This window comes from Streptomyces sp. NPDC041970, from assembly GCF_055588985.1.
On record NZ_JBVJCD010000046.1, the window covers coordinates 15,424 to 39,723 of the forward strand.

Sequence of the window (24,300 nt, forward strand, 5' to 3'; positions counted from 1 at the left end):
CGGCGGGGCCTTCGGGTCCCCGCCGGCCCGGCCGCTTCTGCCCGTCCGCCCGGTGCGGGCAGCCGCCCGAGCGCCCGCCCGCGGGCGGGGTGCGCGTACGCCGAAGGGCCCGCGGTCATGCGACCGCGGGCCCTTCGTGGCGTGTGCGTCCGAACCGCCGCGCCGAGGGTTACTGCTCCTGCTCCCGGCGGAGGTTCGGCTTCAGGTCCTTGAACCGGGCCAGCAGGCCGTTCACGAAGGACGGGGAGTCGTCGGTGGAGAACTCCTTGGCGAGCTGGACGGCCTCGTCGATCACCACGGCGTCCGGGGTCTCGTCCATCCAGATCAGCTCGTACGCGCCGAGCCGCAGGATGCTCCGGTCGACGACCGGCATACGGTCGATCTCCCAGTCCACGGCGTAGGTGACGATGAGGTCGTCGATCCGGTCCGCGTACCGCGCGTACCCCTCGACCAGTTCCATCGTGAATTCGCCGACCGGCGGCTGGCGGTCGTCGGTCCGCGAGTGCCGGACCCAGTCCGCGAGGACGCGCTGCACGGACTCGCCGCGCTGGTCGGCCTCGAAGAGGATCTGGAAGGCGCGCTTGCGGGCCTTGTTGCGGGCAGCCACGGTTAGCTGTTCACCCGGCCGAGGTAGTCGCCCGTGCGGGTGTCGACCTTGATCTTCTCGCCGGTGGTGATGAAGAGCGGCACGCCGATCTCGTAACCGGTCTCCAGGGTGGCGGGCTTGGTGCCGCCGGTGGAGCGGTCGCCCTGCACGCCGGGGTCGGTGTGCTGGATCGTCAGCTCGACGGCGGCCGGCAGCTCGACGTAGAGCACCTCGCCCTCGTGCTGGGCGACGGAGGCGGTGAAGCCCTCGATCAGGAAGTTGGCGGCGTTGCCGACGGCCTTGCGGTCGACCATGAGCTGGTCGTACGTGTCCATGTCCATGAAGACGAAGTACTCGCCGTCCATGTACGAGAACTGCATGTCGCGGCGGTCGATGGTGGCCGTGTCGACCTTCACACCGGCGTTGAACGTCTTGTCGACGACCTTGCCGGAGAGCACGTTCTTGAGCTTGGTGCGCACGAAGGCGGGGCCCTTGCCGGGCTTGACGTGCTGGAACTCGACGACGGACCAGAGCTGGCCTCCGTCGAGCTTGAGCACCAGGCCGTTCTTGAGGTCGTTCGTGGAAGCCACGGTTGCGGAATCTCCTGGACTGAAGCTGGTGGAACGACCGCGGACGCGCGCTAGAGCGCGAGCAGCTCCTTGGTCGTCATGGTGAGTAGCTCGGGTCCGCCGTCCGCCTCGGGGCGCACGACGAGCGTGTCATCGATCCGGACACCGCCCCGGCCCGGGAGGTGGACCCCCGGTCCGACGGTGACCGGCACACAAGCGTCCAGTTTACCCATGGCCGCCGGTGCCAGTTGCGGGTCCTCCCCGATTTCCAGCCCGACACCGTGCCCGGTCCGGGCCGGGAGGCCCTCGCCGTACCCGGCCGAGACCAGCCGGTGGCGGGCCGCGTGGTCCACGTCCCGGTAGGCGGCTCCGGGGGCAAGTGCCTCCCTGCCACCCCGCTGAGCGGCGAAAACGAGCTCGTAGAGGTCGATCTGCCACGAGGCGGGAGCGGTGCCGACGACGAAGGTCCGGCCGATCTCGCACCGGTAGCCGTGGTAGGCGGCGCCCAGGCGCACGGAGAGGAAATCCCCCTCCTCCACCCTGCGGTCCGAGGGCCGGTGACCGCTCTGGCCGGAGTGCGGGCCGGTGGCCACGGAGGTGGGGAAGGCGGGGCCGTCCGCCCCGTGGTCGACCAGGCGGCGCTCCAGCTCCAGCGCGAGGTGCCGCTCCGTGCGGCCGACGAGGATCGACTCCAGGAGCTCCCCCAGGGCCTGGTCGGTGATCTCGGCGGCGATCCGGAGGCAGCCGATCTCCGCCTCGTCCTTGACGATCCGCTGCTGCTCCACGGTGTGGCCCAGATCGGCCAGGCGCAGTCGCGGGGCGGCCCCGGCCATGGCGCGGTGCCGCGCCACGGTGAGGTCGTGCTCCTCGACGGCGAGCGCGTCGGCCCCCGCGGCGGCGGCGAGGTCGGCCGCGGCGACCACCGGGTCCCCCTCCGGGGGCAGGAGGACGATCCGCAGTGCCTCGTCGGGCCGCCCGCGGCCCGATTCCCCGGCCGGGGCGCGGGGGCAGAGCAGGGCGTCCTCGCCGGGGCCGAGCAGCAGCACGGCGCCCGGCGGTGCTCCGCCCGCGAGATAGCGGACGTTGGCGGGGCGGGAGACCAGGGCGGCCGCGGAACCCGCGGCGGCGCACCGGTCGCGGAGCAGCCCGCGTCGGACGGCGTGCACCTCTGACATGGTCCGAGCCTACGAGCGGGGGCGGGGCGCCGCCCGGTCAGCGCATCCGACCGGGGGCCGGGCCCGGCCCGGCTACCAGGCGGGCGGGGAGGCGATGGAGCGGGCGAGCACGTCGTCCAGGACGCGTGCGGTGGTCTCGACGTCGTACGCGGAGTTGTCGATGATCGGCAGGCCGGAGCCGTACCAGCCGGCCATCCGGCCGTGGATGCGGGCCACTTCCTCGTCGGGGAGCCGGCGGTTGCCGCTGCGGGCGGCGTTGCGCTCCAGGACGACCTCCAGGCCGGGCAGGAGCACCACGGGCAGCAGTCCGGGGCCCACGTGGCGTTTCCAGCCGCCGAGGCCGACGACCGGGCGGTCGGGGAAGACCGCGTCGTCGAGGATGCAGGAGATGCCGTTGGCGAGGAAGTTGCGGGCGGCGAAGCCGCAGGTCCGGCGGGCCAGGCGGTACTGGGCCTCGGAATGGTCGTTCCACCCGGCCTGCGGGTCGGCGAAGCCGGAGCAGACCCACTCGCGGACGTCGTCGAGGGAGACGTGGGCGGTGGGCGTCCGGCGGCGGGCCGCCCAGAGCCTGGCGACGGTGGTCTTGCCCGCGCCCGCCGGGCCGATCAGGAGCACGGCGAGCGTCGCGGAGCCGGTGCCGGGCTCGGCGGGGGGCGCGGGCAGCGGCACGGGGCCGCCCGGAGGCAACTGGACGTGCCCGGTGGTCTCCCGTACGGCCTGGGAGGGGCCGGGACCGCTCCAGTCGGGCCGCGGCGCCTGGCCGGGGGGCGGGGGCGGGGCTGTCGGGGGCGGACCCGGCGGCCCGGAAGGGCCGGGGTGCTGGACCTGGTACGGCCGTCCGACGGGCCCGTGCTGGGGGCCGTGGGGCGGCGGCAGCGGGGCCCCCACTGCGTGCTGCATCCGGTGCCACTCCGTCTCGTCACTGCAACTGGCGCTGGTGGAACGGCCACCGTACCCTCCCGGACCGTCTCGGGGAGAACGGGCCGGGAGGGCCGCGGCCCCGCCGGGTGTCAGTCCGTCAGCTCGTCGGCCAGCGCCCGCAGGGCGAGCCGGTAGGAGCCGATGCCGAACCCGGCCACCGTGCCGGTGGCCACCGCGGCGACGACGGAGGTGTGCCGGAACTCCTCGCGGGCGTACGGGTTGGAGATGTGCACCTCGATCAGCGGGGCGGTGCGCTGGGCGGCCGCGTCCCGCATCCCGTAGGAGTAGTGCGTGAACGCTCCGGGGTTGAGGACGACCGGGATCGAGCCGTCCGCCGCCTCGTGGAGCCAGCGGATCAGCTCGCCCTCGTCGTTGGTCTCCCGCACCTCGACGTCGAAGCCCAGCTCCGCGCCGAGGGCCGTGCACGCCTCGACGAGTCCGGCGTAGGAGGTGGCCCCGTAGACGTCGGGCTCGCGGGAGCCCAGGCGGCCGAGGTTGGGGCCGTTCAGGACGAGGACCCCGCGCGTCACGCGGAGACCTCCCCGTAGGCGGCGAGCAGCACGGCCGGGTCGGGGCCCTCCAGGACGGTGGGCTTGCCGATGCCGTCCAGGACGATGAAGCGCAGCAGGTCGCCGCGCGACTTCTTGTCGACCTTCATGTTCTCCAGCAGCTTGGGCCACTGGTCGCCGCGGTAGGCGAGCGGCAGGCCCACGGAGGCCAGGACGCTGCGGTGGCGGTCGGCGGTGGCGTCGTCGAGGCGTCCGGCCAGGCGGCCGAGCTCGGCGGCGAAGACCATGCCGATGGAGACCGCCGCGCCGTGGCGCCACGTGTAGCGCTCGTTCTTCTCGATGGCGTGGCCCAGGGTGTGGCCGTAGTTGAGGATCTCGCGGAGCCCGGACTCCTTGAGGTCGCTGGAGACGACCTCGGCCTTGACCCGGATGGACCGCTCGATCAGCTCGGCGGTGTGCGCCCCGGCCGGCGTGCGGGCGCCCTCGGGGTCGGCCTCGATCAGGTCGAGGATGGCCGGGTCGGCGATGAACCCGGCCTTGATGACCTCGGCCAGTCCGGAGACGTAGTCGTTGACCGGCAGCGAGTCGAGGGCGGCGAGGTCGCAGAGGACCCCGGCGGGGGGGTGGAAGGCGCCGACGAGGTTCTTGCCCTCGGCGGTGTTGATGCCGGTCTTGCCGCCGACCGCCGCGTCGACCATGCCGAGCACGGTGGTGGGCACGGCGATCCAGCGCACGCCGCGCAGCCAACTGGCCGCGACGAATCCGGCGACGTCCGTGGTGGACCCGCCGCCGACGCCGACGATGACGTCGGTGCGGGTGAAGCCGGTCTGGCCGAGCGCCTTCCAGCAGTAGGCGGCGACCTCGACGGTCTTGGCCTCCTCGGCGTTGGGCACCTGGATGGCGATGGCCTCGTACCCCTGCTCGGCGAGGTCCTGCCGGACCGCCTCGCCGGTCTCGGCGAGCGCCTCGGGGTGGAGCACGGCGACCCGCCGGGCGCGGTCGCCGATCAGCTGGGGCAGCTCGCCGAGGAGCGCTCGGCCGACGAGCACCTCGTACGGGTCGGAGCCCGCGGAGCCGCGGACCTGGATGCGGGTGGGGCCCTGCTGTGTCATGCCGGTGTTCTCCACGCCGGGGGCCGCGGGGCCCTCCGGCAGTTCCAGTGCGTCGATGATCGCCTCGGCGACCTCTTGGGGGGTGCGGTCGTCGGTGGGGACGACCGCACGGGCGACCTCTTCGTACAGCGGGCGGCGGGCGTCCATCAGCTCGCGCCACTGCCGGCGCGGGTTGACGGCGAGCAGCGGGCGGGCGGTGTTCAGCCCGACGCGCCGGACGGCCTCGTCGACGTCCATGGAGAGGTAGACGACCGGGCGGCCCGCCAGCAGCTTCCTGGTCGTCCCGTCCAGGACGGCCCCGCCGCCGAGGGAGAGGACGCCCGTGTGCTCGGCGACGGCCGTCTCGACGGCCCGGCGCTCCAGGGCGCGGAAGTGCTCCTCGCCCTCGTCGTAGAAGATCTCCGCGATCGGCTTGCCCGCCGCGGCCACGACGTCCGCGTCGGTGTCCCGGTGGGCGGCGCCGAGCCGGGCGGCGAGCAGTTCGCCGACGGTGGACTTGCCGACGCCCATCGGGCCGACGAGGACGACCAGGGGGCCGCTCATCGGATCTGGAGGTGGTCGAGGTAGGACTGCACGTTGCGGCGGGTCTCGGGAACGCTGTCGCCGCCGAACTTCTCCGCGACCGCGTCCGCCAGGACCAGGGCGACCATCGCCTCCGCGACGATGCCCGCGGCCGGGACGGCGCAGACGTCGGAGCGCTGGTGGTGGGCCTTGGTGGCCTCGCCGGTGGTGACGTCCACGGTGGCCAGCGCCCGCGGCACGGTCGCGATGGGCTTCATCGCGGCGCGCACGCGCAGCAGCTCGCCGGTGGTCAGACCGCCCTCGGTGCCGCCGGCGCGGCCGGAGGTGCGCCGGATGCCGTCGTCGGTGGCGACGATCTCGTCGTGCGCCTTCGAGCCGGGGACGCGGGCGAGGTCGAAGCCGTCGCCGACCTCGACGCCCTTGATCGCCTGGATGCCCATGAGCGCCGCGGCGAGCCGGGCGTCCAGCCGGCGGTCCCAGTGCACGTGGGAGCCGAGGCCGACGGGCACGCCGTACGCCAGCACCTCGACGACCCCCCCGAGGGTGTCGCCGTCCTTGTGGGCCTGGTCGATCTCGGCCACCATCGCCTTGGACGCGTCGGCGTCGAGGCAGCGCACCGGGTCGGCGTCCAGCTCGGCCACGTCGGCGGGGGTGGGGACGAGGCCGTACGGCGCCTTGGCGGCGGCCAGCTCGACGACGTGGCTGACGATCTCGATGCCCGCGGTCTCCTTGAGGTAGGAGCGGGCGACGGCCCCGAGGGCGACGCGGGCGGCGGTCTCGCGGGCGCTGGCGCGCTCCAGGACGGGCCGGGCCTCGTCGAAGCCGTACTTCTGCATCCCCGCGAGGTCGGCGTGGCCGGGGCGGGGCCGGGTCAGCGGGGCGTTGCGGGCGAGCTGGGCCAGCTCGGCGGGGTCGACCGGGTCGGCCGACATGACCTGCTCCCACTTGGGCCACTCGGTGTTGCCGACCATGACGGCGACCGGGGAGCCCATGGTGAGGCCGTGGCGTACGCCGCCGAGGAACGTCACCTCGTCGCGCTCGAACTTCATCCGCGCGCCGCGGCCGTAGCCGAGCCGTCGCCGGGCCAGCGCGTCCGCCACCATCTCCGTGGTGACCGGGACGCCGGCGGGAAGTCCCTCCAGCGTCGCCACCAGTGCGGGGCCGTGCGACTCCCCTGCGGTCAGCCAGCGCAACCTGCTCAACGGTGCTCCTCATGCTCGCGCCTGAAATCCAACGGCGCCACCGGGTGCGCGGCCCTGGCCCGCCGCCGTCGATCCTCCCACGATCCGGGGCGTCGTCCGGCCGCCGGTCCAGCAGACGGACGCCCGGCGCCGGCGCTCAGCGGGCGGCGAGCGCGGCTTCCCCGGCCCGCCGCATGGCGGTCAGCGGGGCCGGGGCCAGGCCGGTCATCCGCTCGACCTGCAGCAGCGCCTGGTGCACGAGGAGGTCGAGGCCCCCGACGACGGCGCCGCCGCGCGCCGACCACGCGGCGGCGAGCGCGGTGGGCCAGGGCTCGTACAGCACGTCGAAGAGGACGCCCGGCGCGTGCGGCACGGCTCCGGCCGCGAAGTCGGTGCTCCCGGCCGGGGTGGTGGCGATCACCAGCGGCTCGCCCAGCGCCCGGGCCGCGTCGGCCCAGGCGGCGGTCCGGACGTCGACGCCGAGCCGCTCGCCCCAGGCGCGCATCTGCGCCGCCCGTTCGGGGCCGCGCACGTAGGCGGTGACGGGTCCGGCGCAGACCGCGGCGAGCGCGGCGAGCGCGGAGGAGGCGGTGGCCCCGGCGCCGAGGACGGCGGCGGAGTCGACCCGGTCGACCCCCCGCTCGCGCAGGGCGGCGATCATGCCGGGGATGTCCGTGTTGTCGCCGACCCGTCCGCCGTCCTCGGCGAGCACGACGGTGTTGACCGCCTCGACCGAGGCGGCCGTCGCGCTGATCCCGTCCAGCAGCGGGATGACCGCCCGCTTGAGCGGCATGGTCAGGGACAGTCCCGCCCAGGAGCCGTCCAGCCCGGCGAGGAAGCCGGGCAGCGCCGCCTCGTCGACCTCGAACCGGTCGTAGGACCAGTCGTCCAGGCCGAGTTCGGCGTACGCGGCGCGGTGCAGGACCGGGGAGAGCGAGTGGGCGATGGGCGAGCCGAGGACGGCGGCCCGGCGGGGCGCGCTCACTGGCCCGCCTTCCCCTCTTGGTACTCCCGCCGGTTCCTCTCGTGCTCCTCGTTGGTCTCGGCGAAGACCGTCTTGTCCTCGTTGATCGAGACGAAGTAGTACCAGGGGCCGGGCTCGGGGTTCATCGCGGAGTGCAGCGCGTCCTCGCCCGGATTGCTGATCGGGCCGGGCGGCAGGCCGGCGATCTTGTACGTGTTGTACGGGTCCTCGATCCGGCGGAGGTAGTCGACGGAGCCGATGTCCAGGGTGGACTGCCCCTTGATGTAGTTCACCGTCGAGTCGAACTCCAGGCGGCCGACCGTCTCCATGTTGCCCGGCTTGAGGCGGTTGTAGACGACCCGCGCGACCTTGTCGAAGTCGTGCTTGTACTTGCCCTCGACCTGCACGAGGCTCGCGACGGTGATCAGCTCCCAGGGGCTCTTGAGCCCGAGCTTGCGCGCGCTCCCCGCCAGGTCGGCCTTCTTGTACTCCTTGTTCGCCCGCGCCACCATCCGCTTCAGCGCGTCCTCGGGCTTGGAGCCCTTGGCGACCGGATAGGCCGCCGGGTAGAGGAAGCCCTCCAGCGGGTCCTTCGTGTCCGGGCCCCCGTTCGCCCAGGCGGGCAGACCGAGCGAGCCCGCCTTGGCCTTGGCCACCTTCGCCGTGGTGCCCTTCTCCAGGCCGATCCGCTCGTCGAGCTTGGCGTAGACCGCGGTGCTGCGGGTGCCCTCGGCGAACACGAGGATGTTCTGGCTCTTGGGGTCGAGCATCGTGCTGACCGCGTTGGCCGCCGACATCTCCTTGTTCAGGAGGTAGACGCCCGCCTGGATCGACTTGCCCTTGGGGTTGGCGTTCTGCGCCGCCACGAACGCGTCGACGGACTTGACGACGCCCTTCTTGCGCAGGGTGTTCGCGATGTCGTAGCCGAGCGCGCCCTCGGGGATCTCCACCTCGACCTGGGGGCCGGTGCCCATGCCCGCGTAGTCGGCCGGTGCCCCGAACTGGTTCTTCCAGAAGGTGTAGCCGACGTACGAGACGCCTCCGAGGCCGCCGACCAGGACGACCGAGACCACCAGGCAGGCGCAGCCGCTGCGGTTCTTCTTCTTGCTCTTGCCCTTGCCCCGGCGGTCGCCGCCGCGGTCGCGGCGCGCGGTGCGGGAGGCGTCGTCGTCCGGGTGGTCGTCGTCGTCGCGCGGCTCGCGGCCGGCGGGCTCGTCCGCGCCGGTGAAGAAGGGGTGCGTCTCCTCCTGCGGCCGGTCCGGGTCCCAGTCCGCCGGCGGCTGCCCGGAGGGCTCGGGCGCGGCCTCGCGGCGGCCCGGAGGCCGCGGCGGGGGGTAGGCGTCCGGCGTGCCGTAGTAGTCGGGCGTCTCGCCGTAGCCGGGGGGCTGCTGCGCGTACGGGTCCTGGGGGTCGGTCCCGTACGGCACGGCGGGCTGCCCGCCGGTGTCCCAGCCGCCGTCGTGCGGCGGCTGGGCGGGGGGCTGCCCGCCGTACGGGTCCGGGTCCTGCTGGGGCGCGCCGTACTGCTGGTACTGCTGGGGGTACGGCTCGTGCTGCTCCTGCGCGTACTGCTGGTGCTGGTCGTACGCCTGCTGCGGGTACTGCTGGTCGGCGTACTGCTGGTACTCGTGGTGCTGCTGGGCGTACGGGTCCCGCGGGTGGGGCTGCTGCTGGTCGCCGTACTGGCCCTGGCCGTGGGCGGCCTGCCGGCCCTCCCATCCCTGGTCCCCGTACAAGGGGTCCTCGGGATGCCACGGTTCGGAGCCGGGGCCCCGGCCATACTCAGTCATCGATCCCCTAGAGCCGCGAGACGCTGTTCCGCCTCTTCGCTGTGCGGTCTGTGTTCGAGCCACCGCCACATCGCGCGGAACGTTACCGTATCGCGATCAGACAACCGCTTCGACGCCCTCGCCGGGGGGATTGCCTGACGCCCGTTCGGACTCCAGGGCGTTCTGGAGGATCACCACGGCGGCCGCCTGGTCGATGACGGATCGGCCCTTCTTGGTCTTCACGCCCGAGGCGCGCAGTCCGTGACCGGCCGTCACCGTGGTCATCCTCTCGTCCACCAGCCGCACCGGGACGGGCGCGACCGAGCGGGCGAGCACCTGGGCGAACTCCCGGACCTTGACGGCCGCCGGGCCCTCCCCGCCGCTGAGCGAGCGGGGCAGGCCCACGACGACCTCGATCGGCTCGTACTCCTCGACGATCGCGGCCAGCCGCCGGTGGGCGGCCGGGACGTCGCGTCCCGGCACGGTCTCCACCGGCGTGGCCAGGATCCCGTCGGGGTCGCACGAGGCGACCCCGATGCGGGCGTCCCCGACGTCGACGGCGAGCCGTCGTCCGCGGCGCATCCGCGCCGTCTCCCCCGTCACGCCGTCTCGGTGACGAGGCGTTCGACGGCGGCGACGGCCTCGCCGATGGCGGCCGGGTCGGTGCCGCCGCCCTGGGCGACGTCGGGCTTGCCGCCGCCGCCCCCGCCGAGGGTCTTGGCGGCGGTGCGGACGAGGTCGCCGGCCTTGAGACCGCGCTCGCGGGCGGCCTCGTTGGTGGCGATGACGGTGAGCGGGCGGCCGCTCACCGTGGTGAACAGGGCCACGACGGCCGGGCGGCCGCCCTGGATGCGCCCGCGGACGTCCAGGACCAGCTTGCGCAGGTCGTCGGCGGAGGTGCCGTCCGGGACCTGGCCGGTGACCAGGGCCACGCCCCGGACGTCCCGAGCGGACTCGACGAGTCCGGCGGCGGCGGCCAGGACCTTCTCGGCCCGGAACCTCTCGATCTCCTTCTCGGCGTCCTTGAGCTTGCCGAGCACGTTGGCGATCTTCTCGGGCAGCTCCTCGGAGCGGCCCTTGACCAGCTCCTGGAGCTGGGCGACGACGGTGTGCTCCCTGGCGAGGAAGCGGTAGGCGTCCACGCCGACCAGGGCCTCGATACGGCGCACGCCGGAGCCGATGGAGGACTCGCCGAGCAGCTTCACCAGGCCGAGCTGGGCGGTGTTGTGGACGTGGGTGCCGCCGCACAGCTCCTTGGAGAAGTCCCCGATGGTGACGACCCGGACCCGCTCGCCGTACTTCTCGCCGAACTCCGCGATGGCGCCCTGCTTCTTGGCGTCGTCGAGGGACATGACCTCGGCCTGGACGTCGAGGTCGCGCGAGAGGACCTCGTTGATCCGCTGCTCGACGTCGGTGAGGACCGTGCCGGGGACGGCGGCGGGCGAACCGAAGTCGAAGCGGAAGCGGCCGGGCGAGTTCTCCGAGCCGGCCTGGGCGGCCGTGGGACCGAGGGCGTCGCGCAGCGCCTGGTGGGTGAGGTGGGTGGCGCTGTGGGCGCGGGCGATGGCGCGGCGGCGGGTGGTGTCGATGGAGGCGAGGACGGGGGCCCCGACCGTGACCTCCCCGACCTGGACGACGCCCTTGTGGACGTGGACGCCGGGGACCGGCTTCTGGACGTCGCGGACCTCGATCACGGCCCCGGTGTCGAGCCGGATGCGGCCGGTGTCGGCGAGCTGGCCGCCGCCCTCGGCGTAGAAGGGGGTGCGGTCGAGGACGACCTCGACCTCGTCGCCCTCGGTGGCGGCGGGCGAGGGCACGCCGTCGACCAGCAGGCCGACGATGGTGGACTCGCCGGCGGTGCTGGTGTAGCCGGTGAACTCGGTGGCGCCGGAGGTGTCGGCGACCTCGCGGTAGGCGGACAGGTCGGCGTGGCCGGTCTTCTTGGCGCGGGCGTCGGCCTTGGCCTTGTCGCGCTGCTCCTGCATGAGGCGGCGGAAGCCGTCCTCGTCCACGGCCAGCCCCTGCTCGGCGGCCATCTCCAGGGTCAGGTCGATCGGGAAGCCCCAGGTGTCGTGGAGCAGGAACGCCTTGTCGCCGGCGAGGACCCTGCCGCCGGCGGCCTTGGTCTCGGTGACCGCGGTCTCCAGGATGTTGGTGCCGCCCTTGAGGGCCTTGAGGAAGGCGGCTTCCTCGGCGAGGGCGACGGTCTCGATGCGCCCGCGGTCGGTGATCAGCTCCGGGTACTGCAGCCCCATCGTGTCGATCACGACGCCGGCCAGGTCCTTGACGACCGAGCCGGTGGCGCCCATCAGGCGCATGTTGCGGATGGCGCGGCGCATGATGCGGCGCAGCACGTAGCCGCGGCCCTCGTTGCCGGGGGTGACGCCGTCGCCGATGAGCATGACCGACGTGCGGATGTGGTCGGCGACCACGCGGAGCGAGACGTCGGTGGACTGCTCGGCGCCGTAGCGAACGCCGGTCAGCTCGGTGGCCTTGTCCATGACGACGCGCAGGGTGTCGGTCTCGTACATGTTCCGCACGCCCTGGAGGATCATGGCGAGGCGTTCGAGGCCGAGTCCGGTGTCGATGTTCTTCGACGGCAGGTCCCCGAGGATCGGGAAGTCCTCCTTGCCGTCGCCGGGGCCGCGCTCGTACTGCATGAAGACCAGGTTCCAGATCTCCACGTAGCGCTCGTCGTTGACGGCCGGGCCGCCCTCGACGCCGAACTCGGGGCCCCGGTCGTAGTTGATCTCGGAGCAGGGGCCGCAGGGTCCGGGGACGCCCATGGACCAGAAGTTGTCCTTCTTGCCCAGGCGCTGGATGCGCTCGGCCGGCACGCCGATCTTCTCGCGCCAGATCCGCTCGGCCTCGTCGTCGTCCAGGTAGACCGTGATCCAGAGCTTCTCCGGCTCCAGGCCGTAGCCGCCGGCCTCGACGGGGCTGGTCAGCAGCTCCCAGGCGTAGGCGATGGCGCCTTCCTTGAAGTAGTCGCCGAAGGAGAAGTTGCCGCACATCTGGAAGAACGTGCCGTGGCGGGTGGTCTTGCCGACCTCTTCGATGTCCGGCGTGCGCACGCACTTCTGCACGCTGGTGACGCGCGGGGCGGGCGGCTTGACCTCGCCGAGGAAGTACGGCTTGAAGGGGACCATGCCCGCGGGGACCAGCAGCAGAGTCGGGTCGTCCGCGATGAGCGACGCCGAAGGCACGACGGTGTGGCCGCGCTCCTCGAAGAAGCTCAGCCAGCGGCGGCGGATTTCAGCCGACTCCATTAGTGGTCCTCATTCCGGTTGTTCGGGTTGCGGGGGAGCTTGCGGTTCGGCTTCGCGTCCGCGGGCGGCTCGGCCGCCTCGACGGCGAAGTGCCGCTGTACGGGGAGGTCGGGGTCGACCGGCGCGGCGAGGCCGAGGGCGCCGCCCAGTTCGGCTTCGCGCCGGACCATGCCCTCGCGGACGTCGAGGGCGAAGTCCTTGAGCCGGTGACCGGTCTCGATCGCCTTGTCCGCGGCCTGCGCCGCGAGGCTTTCGGGGGTCAGCCGCTTGAGCTTGCGGTTGACCTTGGCGGTGGCCCAGACGCCGGCGGCTGCGCCGGCGGTGAACCAGAACGTGCGGCGGAACATCGCTCGATCAGTCCTTCTGTCCGCGGGAGCTTCGGCGGTCGCGCCTGCGGCCGCGGGCGGTCGGCACGGTCCGGCCGACGATCACCGTACGCCGGGCGGAGGAGCGGCCGCGCGCCGGCTCCGGTTCCGCCTCGGGAGCGGTGCGGCGACCGAGGGCCTGCCGTACGCCGTAGCCGAACGCGGCGACCTTGACGAGCGGGCCGCCGAAGGTGGAGGCGACGGTGGTGGAGAGCGCGGAGGCGTTGGAGGTGACCTCCTGGACGTCGCTCGCGATGGCGTCGACCTTGTCGAGCTGGGTCTGTGCGGACCGCACCGTCGCCGAGGCGTCCGCGAGCAGCGGAACGGCCTGCTCGGTCACGTCCGCCACCAGCTTGGTGGCCGCCCTGAGCGTCTGGGCCAGCCTCACCAGCACCACGGCGAGGAACGAGACCAGGATCGCCCAGAAGACGGCCACGAGAATCCCGGCCACCTCTCCACCGGACACTGTGCACCGCTCTCTGCTCGTCGCTCGGCCCCTGTCGGGGCTCGTCCTCCGTCTCGACGTCCGCGCCCGAGGTCTGCGCCTGGGCGCCGGATCGTCGTCCCACGAGCCTATCGCGCCGCGCATCTCCTCCCCTACCGCATTCCCGGCGGGCGGGGCGGGGGCCGACGCCGATCCCCGGCGGGCGGGGCGGGCGCCGCGAGGGCGGGATTGTACGGAGCGCTTTCAAGCCAGTACTCTGCGTGTTTCATGCGACGCCTGCGGCACCCCCGCCCGAATCCCGACGGCCCGGACGCCCGCCGCGCGGGCCCCGCCGGCGGCCTCCCGGCCGAACTGAACCGGTTCGTCGGACGCGGGGACGAACTGGCCGCCCTGGGCGGACTGCTGGCGGAGGCCAGACTCGTCACCGTCGTCGGGGCGGCGGGCGTGGGCAAGACCCGCTGCGCGACGCGGGCCGCCGCGCTCTGGGAGAAACGGTACTGCGGTGAGGTCCGGCTGGTGGAGCTGTCCGGCGTGCACGACCCCGACCTGCTGGAGCACGCCGTGATCGACGCCCTGGGTCCGGCCGGCCGCGGCGGCGGCCCGCCGCGCGCCGCCCTCGTGGAGCGCCTGTCCGGCCGCCGGACGCTGCTGGTGGTGGACGGCTTCGAGCACCTCGTCGACGCCTGCGCCGGCCTCGTGCGCGAACTGCTGCGCCGGGCGCCGCTGCTCCAGGTGCTCGCGGCCGGGCGCTGCCCGCTCCGGGTGGACGGCGAGCGGACGTTCCCGCTCGCGCCGATGTGCGACCGGGATGCGGTGGAGCTGTTCGGCGAGCGGGCGCGCGCCGTACGGCCCGACTGGGAGCCGGCGGCCGCCGAGCGGGCGGCCGTGCTGGAGCTGTGCCACCGGCTCGACGGTGTGCCCCTCGCGCTCGAACTGGCGGCGGGGCGGCTGCGGGCGCTCTCGGTGGACCAGGTGCTCCTGCGTCTGGACGACCGGTTCCGGCTGCTGACCGGCGGCCGTCGCGGCGCGCCGCCCCGCCACCGGACGCTGCGCACGGCGATCGGCTGGAGCCACGAGCTGTGCACGCCCGAGCAGCGCCTGCTGTGGGCGCGGCTGTCGGTGTTCGCGGGGCCGTTCGAGCTGGAGGCCGCCGAGTACGTCTGCGGCGGGGCGGACCTGCCGGCCGACTCGGTGCTGGACGTGCTGGACGCGCTGCTCGCCCAGTCGGTGGTGGAGCGTGCGGACGGCGCGAGCGGGGCCCGCTACCGCCTGCTGGACACGGTCCGCGCGTACGGCGCGGAGTGGCTGGCGGCCGCGGGGGACGCCGAGCGGCTGCGGCGCAGGCACCGGGACTGGTACGTGGGGTTCGCGACCTGGTGCGAGCTGGACTGGTTCGGCCCGCGCCAGGCGGAGGTGGCGGCGCGCGTCGCCGGAGAGCTGCCCAACCTCCGCCGGGCGGTGGAGTGTTCGCTGGAGAGTCCCGACGAGGTGCATCTGGCGCAGTATCTGGCGGCCGCCCTGTGGTTCGCCTGGGCCGGGTGCGGGCGGGCGGCCGAGGGGCGGCGCTGGCTGGAACAGGTGCTGGAGGAGCCGTCCCCGCGCGGGGACGCGCGGCTCAAGGCGCTGTGGGTGCTCGGGCAGGTGGCGGTGCTCCAGGGCGACGCGGTCGGCGCTCTCTCGGCGCTCCAGGAGTGCCGGGAGGAGGCCGAGCGCTCGGGCGACGCCGCCGCGCTGGCGTACGCGGTGCACCGCACGGGCTCGCTGGCGCTCGCGACGGACGACCTGCCCCGCGCCGAGGAGCTGCTGCGCGAGGCGCTCGGCCGGTACCGCGATCTGGGCGAGTTGAACAGCCATGTGCTCATGGCGCAGGTCGAGTTGGGCATGGCGGCGGCCTCCCGCGGCGACGGGGACGCGGCGGCGGCGATCTGCGGCGAGGTCCGGGAGATCTGCGAGGACCACGGGGAGCGGTGGACGCAGGCGTACGCGCTGAGCGTCCTGGCGTACGCGGCTCTGCGGCGGGGCACGCCGGGACCGGCGCGGCGGATGCTCGCGGAGGCGCTGGCGGTCGGCCGCGCCTTCCAGGACCCGGTGGGCACCGCGCTCGCGCTGGAGCTGCTGGCCCTGGCGGCGGTGGCGGAGGGCGGCGCCGGAGAGGCCGCGGTCCTGTTGGGCGCGGCCGAGCGCGCGCGGCCCGCGCCCGCTCGGGGGGCGGCCGGTGCGCTCCTCCACGGGCGGCCGCGGGCCGAGTGCGCGCGTCGGGCGCGCCGGGAGCTGGGCGAGGCGGCGTACGAGGAGGGGCTGCGGGCGGGCCGGCTACTGGGGCCGGAGGCGGCGGTCGACCGGGTCCTGGCCGGGGGCGCCGCCGGGCCCCGCCCGCCCGGCGCGCGCGGAGGGGCCGGGCCGGAGGGACGCGAAGGCCCGCCGCCTCCCGCATGACGGGGAGGGGCGGGCCGGAGCGCTGGTGAGAGCGGCTACGCCTGGATCAGCGGGCGTAGTACTCGACGACGAGCTGCTCGTCGCAGATCACCGGGATCTCCTTGCGGTTCGGGTCCCGGTCCAGGCGGAAGGCCAGGGCCTTCAGGTTCACCTGGAGGTAGCGCGGGGTCTCGCCGTCGGTGTCGTAGCCACCCTCGCGGGCCACCTGGAAGGGGACCTTGGAGCGGCTGCGCTCGCGGACCTGGACGACGTCGTCGGGGCGCACGCGGAAGGACGGCTTGTCGACCTTGCCGCCGTTGACCTCGATGTGGCCGTGGACGACCATCTGACGGGCCTGGTAGATGGTGCGGGCGATGCCCGAACGCAGGACCAGGGCGTCGAGGCGGCGCTCGAGCTCGACGACCAGCGCCTCGCCCGTCTTGCCTTCGGCCTTCTTGGCACGGTCGTAGGCGCGCGCCATCTGGCGCTCGCTGATGTCGTACTGCGCGCGCAGGCGCTGCTTCTCCAGCAGACGGACCTTGTAGTCCGAGTTCTGCTTGCGACCGCGGCCGTGCTCGCCCGGCGGGTAGGGACGAGCCTCGAAGTACTTGACAGCCTTGGGCGTCAGAGCGATGCCGAGGGCACGCGACTTCTTGACCTTGGGACGCGACTGGTTAGGCACGTTCTCCAGACCTCCGTTGTAGATTAGGTTAGGCTCACCTTACTCAAGGAGATCGCATGTCTCGCCCTGGGAACACCACTCACGTCACGGACAGCACAGACAGCGGCAGCACACCTGAAGGTGCTGCTACGACGGAAGGCCGATCTGATCGTGGTCAGCCGCGTCCCAGCGGGCTTGAAAACACTCGGATGCCGTCAGCAGCCGAGCGCACACGAACTCTCGTACAGAGTACCTGCTCCGCGGTGCTCCTCGTGCCGGGGCTCGGCCCGGCCTCCGCGGAGCCGCTGATTCCGCAGGTCAGGACCGTGGGACCCGAGGGCGACGTGTTCCTCACCTTCCCCGCCGGCTCCCCCGCCGTGCGGGCCGCGACGCACGCGCTGGGCGACGAGCTGGCCGCGGCGCTGGAGATCGCGGACGTGGCCCCGGTCTCCGTCCCGCACCGCGTCCGCGGCCGCGCCCGGATCTCGGGCTGGCTCACCTCCGTGCCCGGACTCGCCGGTCCGGGCCGCATGGTGCTGCGCCTGGAGTTCGGCGAGGCGTACGTGGACGACCTGTGGGGCGCCGAGGAGGTCGAGCCGGAGGACTTCCGGGACGCGGCCGCCGACCCGCTGGCCCCCCACGAGGCGGAGCTGCTCCAGCACCTGCACGCCGTCCACGGCGAGCGGATGCGCACCCTGTGCGGCCTGCTCGGCGAGCGCACCGCCCGCGCCGGCGGCCCCCCGTCGGCCGTCCCGCTCGCGCTGGACCGCTTCGGGCTGCGGGTGCGGTTCGTCGAGGGCCGGGGGGCGTGCTTCGACGCCCGTTTCGACTTCCCCGAGCCGGTGCGCGACGTCACCGAGCTGCGCCGGGCCGTGCGCACGCTCTTCGAGGCGGCCTCGCGCTGACGCGCGGCCCGCTGCGGCGGGGACCGGTGGCGGCCGCCCGCGCGCGGACCCGTGTGCTCCCGCCGACCGTCAGGGCCCGCCTTCGGCCGGCTCCCCGTCGCCGGAGCGCCCCAGCCGCTCGCGCACCCGCTCGACCACGTCCGCGTACCGCGCCTCCGCGCCGTAGCGGGTGGGGGTGTAGTAACGCCGGTCGCGGACCGCGTCGGGGGCGTACTGCTGGGCCGCGATGCCGCCCTGGACGTCGTGCGGATAGACGTACCCCTGGGCGTGGCCCAGCGCGGCCGCGCCCTTGTAGTGGCCGTCGCGCAGATGCGCGGGGACGGGGCCGGCGAGCCCCCGGCGCACGTCCTCCCGGGCGGCGGAGATCGCGAGCGTCGCCGCGTTGGACTTGGGGGCGAGCGCCAGCGCGATGGTGGCGTGGCTGAGGGTGAGCGCCGCCTCGGGGAAACCGATCAGGGCGACGGCCTGGGCCGCCGCCACCGCGGTGGGCAGGGCGGTGGGGTCGGCCAGACCGATGTCCTCGCTCGCGGAGATCATCAGCCGCCGGGCAATGAACCGGGGGTCCTCCCCCGCCTCGATCATGCGGGCCAGGTAGTGCAGCGCGGCGTCCACGTCGGAGCCGCGGATGGACTTGATCAGCGCGCTGGCCACGTCGTAGTGCTGGTCGCCGTCGCGGTCGTACTTCACGGCGGCGCGGTCGACGGTCGCCTCGACCGTCTCCAGGGTGATCCGCGCCTCGTGCGTGTCGAGGGCCGCGCCCGCCGCCGCCTCCAGCGCGGTCAGCGCCCGGCGCGCGTCGCCGCCCGCGATCCGCAGCAGGTGCGCCTCGGCGTCCTCGGGGAGGGCGAGCGCCCCGCCCAGCCCCCGCTCGTCGGCCAGCGCCCGGCGCAGCAGCGCGCTGAGGTCCTCGTCGGTCAGCGGCTCCAGGGTCAGCAGCAGGGAGCGCGAGAGCAGCGGGGAGATGATCGAGAAGTACGGATTCTCCGTGGTGGCGGCGATCAGGGTGACCCAGCGGTTCTCCACGGCGGGCAGCAGGGAGTCCTGCTGGGCCTTGGAGAAGCGGTGGATCTCGTCCAGGAAGAGGACGGTCTCCTTGCCGAAGCCGCCGGTGGCGCGGCGCGCGCTCTCGATGACGGCCCGGACCTCCTTGACGCCCGCGGTGATCGCGGAGAGCTCGACGAAGCGCTTGTTGGTCGCCTTGCTGACCACGTACGCGAGAGTCGTCTTGCCGGTGCCGGGCGGGCCCCACAGGATGACCGAGGACGCACCGGCCGGACCTCCGCCCCCCTCGCCGACGAGCCGGCGCAGCGGTGAGCCCGGCTTCAGCAGGTGCTGCTGGCCGACGACCTCGTCGAGGACGCGCGGACGCATCCGGACGGCCAGGGGGCTGCTGGACGGGTCCTTCTCCTGGCGGTCCTCGGCGGCTGCGGTAAAGAGGTCGGGCTCCACGTCGTGAAGCCTATGCCACCTCGCTGACAGCGCCTCGGGGCCGCCCCCGGCGGCGGGCGGCGGGTGGGGCGTCAGCTCGTCCAGAAGTCCCACCAGCGGGTCAGGATCAACATGCCGATGACCCCGATCCACAGCACCGGGAGCACCCAGGCGAACTCGGTCAGCGCGCCGCGCAGCCATGCCGGGGCCGGGAGGATGCGGCGCCTGACGTTGTGCGTGGTGACGTAGCAGAACATGACGATGGTGGCGACCCAGGCCAGGCAGCACCACAGGCAGAGCGAGTTGATGTCGTACAGCGACTGGTACTGGAGCCAGGTGCAGAAGCCGACGCCGAACAGGGTCCCGGCGTTGAGGCCGAGCCAGAACCAGCCCCGGTAGCGGGCTCCGGCGAGCAGGCCCGCACCGATGGCGACGACCATGCCGTAGGCGACCAGGCCGAGCATCGGGTTGGGGAACCCGAACGCCGACGCCTGCTCGCTCTTCATGATGTTGCCGCACGCGACGACGGGGTTGAGGCTGCATCCGGGGGTGAAGGAGGGGTCCTCCAGCAGCTTGAACTTGTCGATCGTGATGACCCAGGAGGCCAGGAGCCCGGCCGCGCCGGTGATCACCAGGAGCAGGGCCAGTCCGCGGCCGGCCCCGAAGGCGCGCTTTCGGCCGTCCTCGTCCTGCTCGCAGGAGGGGTCGTGGTCTACCGCCGCAGTCGTCATATCGCCGTTCCATCACTGAGTGGTCAGCCGGGCACGGTCATTGTGCCGCACCCCCGCACCGGTCGGCTGTTCGATGCGCGTAAGGGCGTGCGTCCGGCGGGCGGGCTCGCGGGGCGCTCGGGACCGGGACGCCGCGCGCCGCGCGCGTACCCGGCCTGCGCGAGCGCCCCTCGGGGCGGGCGCGGGGCGAACGGGCCACGGGCCCGCGCGCCCCTCCGGCCGCGGCGGATCGCGTCAGCGGGCGCGGACCGGGTCCGCCCGGCCGGATGAACCGGCGTCCTTGGAGTTGACCAACGCGCGGGGCGCGGGGGAAGCTCCCGCCTCCGCCCGCGCCCCGCCGCGAGTCCCCTCAGCCGAGCCGCTTCGTCAGCTCCGCCACGACGTCGGCGAGCGGCACCGCCGACTGCTCGCCGGACTCCATGTCCTTGAGTTGGACGGCGCCCTCGGCGAGATCCCGTTCGCCCGCGACCAGGGTGAAGCGCGCGCCGGAACGGTTGGCGCTCTTCATCGCGCCCTTCAGGCCCCGGCCGCCGAACGCGAAGTCGGCGGCGACGCCCGCACGGCGCAGCTCGGTGACGACGCCGAACAGGGCCCGGCGGGCCTCCTCGCCGAGGGGGACCGCGTACACGGTGGTGGTGGCGGGCAGGTCCAGCTCGACGCCCTCGGCCTGCAGCGCGAGCACCGTGCGGTCCACGCCCAGCGCCCAGCCGACGGAGGGCAGCGCGGGCCCGCCGATCATCTCGGAGAGGCCGTCGTAGCGGCCGCCGCCGCCCACCGCGGACTGCGAGCCGAGACCGTCGTGGACGAACTCGAAGGTGGTGCGGGTGTAGTAGTCGAGCCCGCGCACCAGCCGCTCGTCGTCCTCGAAGGCGACGCCCGCCGCCGTCAGCAGGGCGCGGACCTCCTCGTGGTACTCCGTGCAGGCGTCGCAGAGGTGGTCGCGGAGCTTGGGGGCGTCGGTGAGCTGCTTCCGCACGTCGGCCCGCTTGTCGTCCAGGACGCGCAGCGGGTTGATCTCGATGCGGCGGCGGGTCTCCTCGTCGAGGTCGAGGTCGCGCAGGAAGCCCTGGAGCGCCTCGCGGTAGACCGGGCGGCACTCCCGGTCGCCGAGCGAGTTCAGCAGGATGCGGAACCGTCGCAGGCCCAGCGAGCGGTACGCCTGGTCGGCGAGGATGATCAGCTCGGCGTCCAGGACGGGGTCCTCGGTGCCGATGGCCTCGGCGCCGACCTGCGAGAAGTGGCGGTAGCGGCCCTTCTGCGGGCGCTCGTAGCGGTAGTACGAGCCGGAGTACCAGAGCTTGACGGGGAGGTTGCCGGCCTTGTGGAGGTTGGCCTCCAGGGCCGCGCGCAGCACGGAGGCGGTGCCCTCGGGGCGCAGCGCCAGCTCCGCGCCGCCCTTGGTGGTGAGGGTGTACATCTCCTTGGTCACGATGTCGGTGGACTCGCCGACTCCGCGGGCGAAGAGTTCGACGTCCTCGAAGCCGGGCGTCTCGACGTAGCCGTAGCCGGAGTTCTTCAGGGGCGCGGAGATGGCGTCGCGCACCGCGAGGTAGCGCGCGGAGTCCGGCGGGATCAGGTCGTACGTGCCCTTGGGGGCCTGGAAGGTGCTCACAGAGGTCTCTCGTCTACATTCCTCGGCGCGGCGGCGCGTCCAGACCGTTCAGGAACGGGTTGGAGGCGCGCTCGCGGCCGATGGTCGTCTGGGGGCCGTGGCCGGACAGCACCACGGTCGAGTCGTCGAGCGGCAGGCACACGCGGGCCAGCGACTTGAGCAGCTCGGCGTGGTCGCCGCCGGGCAGGTCGGTGCGTCCGACGGAGCCGGCGAAGAGCAGATCGCCCGAGAAGAGGACCTGCGGGACGTCCGCGGCCTCGGGCATCGTGAACGTCACCGACCCCTTGGTATGGCCCGGCGCGTGCGAGACGCCGAACTCCAGGCCGGCCAGCGCCAGCTTCGAGCCGTCGGCCAGCTCCTTGACGTCGTCCGGCTCCCCCACCGTCAGCTCGCCCATGAGCGGCATCCCGATGGAGCGGCCGAGCGCCTTCTCCGGGTCGCTCATCATGTAGCGGTCCTCGGGGTGGATCCACGCGGGGACGTCGTGGGCGCCGCAGACGGGGACGACCGAGGCGACGTGGTCGATGTGGCCGTGGGTGAGGACGACGGCGACGGGCTTGAGCCGATGCTTCTTCAGCGTCTCCTCGACGCTCCGGGCGGCCTGGTGGCCGGGGTCGATGATCACGCACTCCTCACCGGCGGCGGGGGCGACCAGGTAGCAGTTGGTCCCCCAGGCCCCGGCGGGGAACCCGGCAATGAGCACGATCGTCCTTAATGTTCGTCCGGCGGGAGCGGCCGCAGCGAAGGATGCGGCGGCTCAGAGCCTACCCGGCGCTCCTCATCGCACAGGCAACCCATATACGGTACGGGCAACTCAGGCCGGATCTCACGACGTAACAAGGAGCCCCACCGGTGTCCAGCAGCGAACAGCGGCGACGGCAGCTCGCCCGGGAGAAGTTCGAGCGCCAGCAGAAGCGCCGGGAGGAGGCCCGCCGCAGGACCAAGCGCGTCACCGCGATCGTGGCGGCGGCCGTGGTCGTGGCCGCGATCGTGGGCGTGAGCGCGTTCATGGCGGCGGGGAAGGACGACGACGGGAAGAAGTCGGACGCGGCGGCGAGCCAGAGCCCCGCGCCGGAGCCCTCGGCGACCGAGAGCAAGGCCCCCGAGCCCCCGATGAAGATCGACGCCAAGTCGCGGTACACGATGGCGATGAAGACGAGCCAGGGCGACATCGCGTTCACCATGGACGCGGCGAAGACCCCGCGTACGGCGAACTCCTTCAAGGCGCTCGCCGACAAGGGCTACTTCGACGGCACCAAGTGCCACCGGCTGACCACGCAGGGCATCTTCGTGCTCCAGTGCGGCGACCCGAAGGGCGACGGCACGGGCGGTCCGGGCTACAACATCCCGGACGAGAACCTGGACGCGCTCGGCAAGGCGGGGGCCGACGGGACGGTGTCCTTCCCGCCGGGCACGGTGGCGATGGCCAACACCGGCCAGCCGAACTCCGGCGGCAGCCAGTTCTTCCTGGTCTACAAGGAGACGAAGCTCCCGCCCACCTACACGCCGTTCGGCACGATGGACGACGCCTCGCTGAAGGCCGTCCAGAAGGTCGGCGAGGCGGGCGTCGAGGGCGGCGCGGGCGACGGCCCGCCGAAGAAGGCCGTGACGGTCGAGAAGGCGTCGGTCGAGAAGGACTGACGCCGGCGGGGCGGCGACCGGCCGGGAGCGGAGAATCTCGCCGCCGCCGAGTGCGGACAGCCGGGCGGCCGGTCGCCTAGATTGACGTTGTGCAGGGCGGGCGGTGCCCGCCCCAGGAAACTGTGGACGATGGCCGGGGGGCGAACCCCTCGCGGGCATCAGGTGGAGGAGGCGCTGTGAGCAGCGACCCGTGGGGCCGCGTCGACGAGACGGGCACCGTGTACGTGCGTACAGCCGACGGCGAGAGGGTCGTCGGATCGTGGCAGGCCGGTTCCCCCGAGGAGGCTCTGGCCTATTTCGAGCGCAAGTACGAGGGCATGGCGGTCGAGATCGGCCTCCTCGAACGGCGGGTGAAGACCACCGACCTGTCGGCCAAGGACGCGACGGCGGCGATCGAGCACCTGCGGCAGCAGGTGGACGAGCACCACGCGGTGGGCGATCTCGACGCGCTGCGCCGGCGGCTGGACGCGCTCGTCGCGACGGTCGAGGCACGTCGCGAGGAGCGCAAGCTCCTCAAGGCCAAGCAGACCGACGAGGCCAAGCACGCCAAGGAGGCGCTGGTCGCCGAGGCGGAGGAGCTGGCGCGGAGCGAGCAGTGGCGGTCGGCCGGCGAGCGGCTGCGGGCGCTGGTGGACACCTGGAAGGGCCTGCCCCGCCTGGACCGCAAGTCGGACGACGAGCTGTGGCACCGCTTCTCGCACGCCCGGTCGGCGTTCTCCAAGCGGCGCAAGGCGCACTTCGCGGCGCTGGACGCCCAGCGCGAGGAGGCCCGCAAGGCCAAGGAGAAGCTGGTCGCCGAGGCCGAGGCGCTGTCGGGTTCCACGGACTGGGCGGCCACGGCCGCGCGGTACCGCGACCTGATGACCGAGTGGAAGGCGGCCGGCCGCGCCCAGCGGGAGGCCGAGGACGAGCTGTGGAACCGTTTCCGCGGCGCCCAGGACGTCTTCTTCGCCGCCCGCGGCGAGGTCTTCGCGGAGCGGGACGCCGAGCAGGGCGAGAACCTCGCGTTGAAGGAGCAGCTCGCCGCCGAGGCCGAGAAGCTGGTGCCGGTGCGGGACCTGAAGGCGGCGCGGGCCGCGTTCCGGGGCATCAACGAGCGCTGGGAGGCCATCGGCCACGTGCCGCGCGACGCCCGCCCGAAGGTCGAGGGCCGGATGCAGGCGGTGGAGCGGGCGCTCCAGGAGGCCGAGGAGACCGAGTGGCGCCGGACGAACCCGGAGGCGCGGGCCCGCGCCGAGGGTCTGACCGGACAGCTCCAGGCGGCCGTGGACAAGCTGCGGAGCCGTATCGACAGCGCGCGCGCTGCCGGCGACAACGCCCGCGCGGACAAGCTCGCGCGTGAGCTGGAGGGCCGCCAGGCGCTGCTGGACCAGGCGCTGAAGGGCCTGCAGGAGTTCGGCGGCTGACCCAAGCGGTCCCCGCCCGGCGGGAGGAGGGGCCGGGGGGGGGGGGGGGGGGGGGGGGGGGGCTTTTGTGGTTGCGGGGGGTTGTCTCCGTGCGCGCTTTTAGAGGGGGCCGTG

General features: G+C 73.6%; 21 protein-coding genes and 1 pseudogene. 4 read left to right on the forward strand and 18 right to left on the reverse strand.

Annotation, left to right across the window (positions count from 1 at the left end; genetic code table 11):
* Positions 1–169: 169 nt before the first annotated feature.
* The 13 genes from nusB to ACZ6EJ_RS21080 form a co-directional block, all read right to left on the reverse strand.
* Positions 170–607 carry a transcription antitermination factor NusB gene (nusB, locus tag ACZ6EJ_RS21020; RefSeq protein WP_469269065.1) on the reverse strand — a complete coding sequence of 146 codons (438 nt, stop codon included), beginning with the start codon at positions 605–607 and terminating at the stop codon, positions 170–172.
* A gap of 2 nt (positions 608–609) precedes the next feature.
* Entirely contained in the window at positions 610–1,176 is a 567-nt protein-coding gene (gene efp / locus ACZ6EJ_RS21025; RefSeq protein WP_093692847.1) for an elongation factor P, read from the reverse strand.
* A 50-nt stretch (positions 1,177–1,226) separates the two neighbouring features.
* Positions 1,227–2,330: a M24 family metallopeptidase gene (locus ACZ6EJ_RS21030; protein WP_469269066.1), complete on the reverse strand. Its 1,104-nt coding sequence runs from the start codon at positions 2,328–2,330 to the stop codon at positions 1,227–1,229.
* Positions 2,331–2,402: 72 nt separating this feature from the next.
* The gene (locus tag ACZ6EJ_RS21035) at positions 2,403–3,230 is read right to left on the reverse strand and encodes a Pro-rich N-terminal domain-containing protein (protein ID WP_469269068.1); all 828 of its coding nucleotides are present in this window, start codon (positions 3,228–3,230) and stop codon (positions 2,403–2,405) included.
* A 110-nt stretch (positions 3,231–3,340) separates the two neighbouring features.
* Positions 3,341–3,781 carry a type II 3-dehydroquinate dehydratase gene (aroQ, locus tag ACZ6EJ_RS21040; RefSeq protein ID WP_469269070.1) on the reverse strand — a complete coding sequence of 147 codons (441 nt, stop codon included), beginning with the start codon at positions 3,779–3,781 and terminating at the stop codon, positions 3,341–3,343.
* Positions 3,778–5,415, reverse strand: coding sequence for a 3-dehydroquinate synthase (aroB, locus tag ACZ6EJ_RS21045; RefSeq protein WP_469269072.1), 1,638 nt, complete (start codon positions 5,413–5,415; stop codon positions 3,778–3,780). The genes aroQ and aroB overlap by 4 nt, the downstream gene beginning before the upstream one ends.
* On the reverse strand, positions 5,412–6,596 hold the full coding sequence (gene aroC, locus ACZ6EJ_RS21050; protein ID WP_469269074.1) for a chorismate synthase: 1,185 nt from the start codon (positions 6,594–6,596) through the stop codon (positions 5,412–5,414). Before aroC ends, aroB begins: the two co-directional genes overlap by 4 nt.
* 136 nt (positions 6,597–6,732) lie before the next feature.
* Entirely contained in the window at positions 6,733–7,560 is an 828-nt protein-coding gene (locus ACZ6EJ_RS21055; RefSeq protein ID WP_469269075.1) for a shikimate dehydrogenase, read from the reverse strand.
* A complete protein-coding gene (mltG, locus tag ACZ6EJ_RS21060; protein WP_469269077.1) occupies positions 7,557–9,329 on the reverse strand; it encodes an endolytic transglycosylase MltG in 1,773 nt (590 codons plus the stop codon). Before mltG ends, ACZ6EJ_RS21055 begins: the two co-directional genes overlap by 4 nt.
* A gap of 96 nt (positions 9,330–9,425) precedes the next feature.
* Positions 9,426–9,890, reverse strand: a complete 465-nt coding sequence (ruvX, locus tag ACZ6EJ_RS21065) for a Holliday junction resolvase RuvX (RefSeq protein ID WP_469269079.1) — start codon at positions 9,888–9,890, stop codon at positions 9,426–9,428.
* A 17-nt stretch (positions 9,891–9,907) separates the two neighbouring features.
* The gene (gene alaS / locus ACZ6EJ_RS21070; RefSeq protein WP_469269081.1) at positions 9,908–12,577 is read right to left on the reverse strand and encodes an alanine--tRNA ligase; all 2,670 of its coding nucleotides are present in this window, start codon (positions 12,575–12,577) and stop codon (positions 9,908–9,910) included.
* Complete coding sequence (locus tag ACZ6EJ_RS21075) at positions 12,577–12,924, reverse strand: DUF6167 family protein (RefSeq protein WP_469269083.1); 348 nt, start codon at positions 12,922–12,924, stop codon at positions 12,577–12,579. Before ACZ6EJ_RS21075 ends, alaS begins: the two co-directional genes overlap by 1 nt.
* 7 nt (positions 12,925–12,931) lie before the next feature.
* Entirely contained in the window at positions 12,932–13,393 is a 462-nt protein-coding gene (locus ACZ6EJ_RS21080) for a DUF948 domain-containing protein (protein WP_469269085.1), read from the reverse strand.
* A 261-nt stretch (positions 13,394–13,654) separates the two neighbouring features.
* Between ACZ6EJ_RS21080 and ACZ6EJ_RS21085 the strand changes: the two are divergent.
* Positions 13,655–15,852, forward strand: a pseudogene (locus ACZ6EJ_RS21085) (ATP-binding protein).
* Between the two features lie 17 nt (positions 15,853–15,869).
* Here the strand turns inward: ACZ6EJ_RS21085 and rpsD are convergent.
* Positions 15,870–16,484, reverse strand: a complete 615-nt coding sequence (gene rpsD, locus ACZ6EJ_RS21090) for a 30S ribosomal protein S4 (RefSeq protein ID WP_018524225.1) — start codon at positions 16,482–16,484, stop codon at positions 15,870–15,872.
* A gap of 188 nt (positions 16,485–16,672) precedes the next feature.
* Between rpsD and ACZ6EJ_RS21095 the strand changes: the two genes are divergently transcribed.
* A complete protein-coding gene (locus tag ACZ6EJ_RS21095) occupies positions 16,673–17,368 on the forward strand; it encodes a DUF2470 domain-containing protein (RefSeq protein ID WP_469269087.1) in 696 nt (231 codons plus the stop codon).
* A 69-nt stretch (positions 17,369–17,437) separates the two neighbouring features.
* Here ACZ6EJ_RS21095 and ACZ6EJ_RS21100 read toward each other — a convergent pair whose 3' ends face one another.
* The 4 genes from ACZ6EJ_RS21100 to ACZ6EJ_RS21115 all read right to left on the reverse strand — a co-directional run bounded on the left by ACZ6EJ_RS21100 (position 17,438) and on the right by ACZ6EJ_RS21115 (position 21,842).
* Positions 17,438–18,817, reverse strand: coding sequence for a replication-associated recombination protein A (locus tag ACZ6EJ_RS21100; RefSeq protein ID WP_469269089.1), 1,380 nt, complete (start codon positions 18,815–18,817; stop codon positions 17,438–17,440).
* 71 nt (positions 18,818–18,888) lie between these two features.
* The gene (locus ACZ6EJ_RS21105; RefSeq protein WP_469269091.1) at positions 18,889–19,527 is read right to left on the reverse strand and encodes a vitamin K epoxide reductase family protein; all 639 of its coding nucleotides are present in this window, start codon (positions 19,525–19,527) and stop codon (positions 18,889–18,891) included.
* A gap of 349 nt (positions 19,528–19,876) precedes the next feature.
* Positions 19,877–21,139, reverse strand: coding sequence for a histidine--tRNA ligase (gene hisS / locus ACZ6EJ_RS21110; protein ID WP_469269093.1), 1,263 nt, complete (start codon positions 21,137–21,139; stop codon positions 19,877–19,879).
* A 13-nt stretch (positions 21,140–21,152) separates the two neighbouring features.
* Positions 21,153–21,842 (reverse strand): MBL fold metallo-hydrolase, encoded by a 690-nt coding sequence (locus ACZ6EJ_RS21115; RefSeq protein ID WP_469269095.1) that lies wholly within the window; start codon positions 21,840–21,842, stop codon positions 21,153–21,155.
* Between the two features lie 149 nt (positions 21,843–21,991).
* Here ACZ6EJ_RS21115 and ACZ6EJ_RS21120 point away from each other — a divergent pair, with 149 nt between their 5' ends.
* Positions 21,992–22,780, forward strand: a complete 789-nt coding sequence (locus ACZ6EJ_RS21120) for a peptidylprolyl isomerase (RefSeq protein WP_469269097.1) — start codon at positions 21,992–21,994, stop codon at positions 22,778–22,780.
* A 176-nt stretch (positions 22,781–22,956) separates the two neighbouring features.
* Positions 22,957–24,186 (forward strand): DUF349 domain-containing protein, encoded by a 1,230-nt coding sequence (locus ACZ6EJ_RS21125; RefSeq protein ID WP_469269099.1) that lies wholly within the window; start codon positions 22,957–22,959, stop codon positions 24,184–24,186.
* Positions 24,187–24,300: the final 114 nt, after the last annotated feature.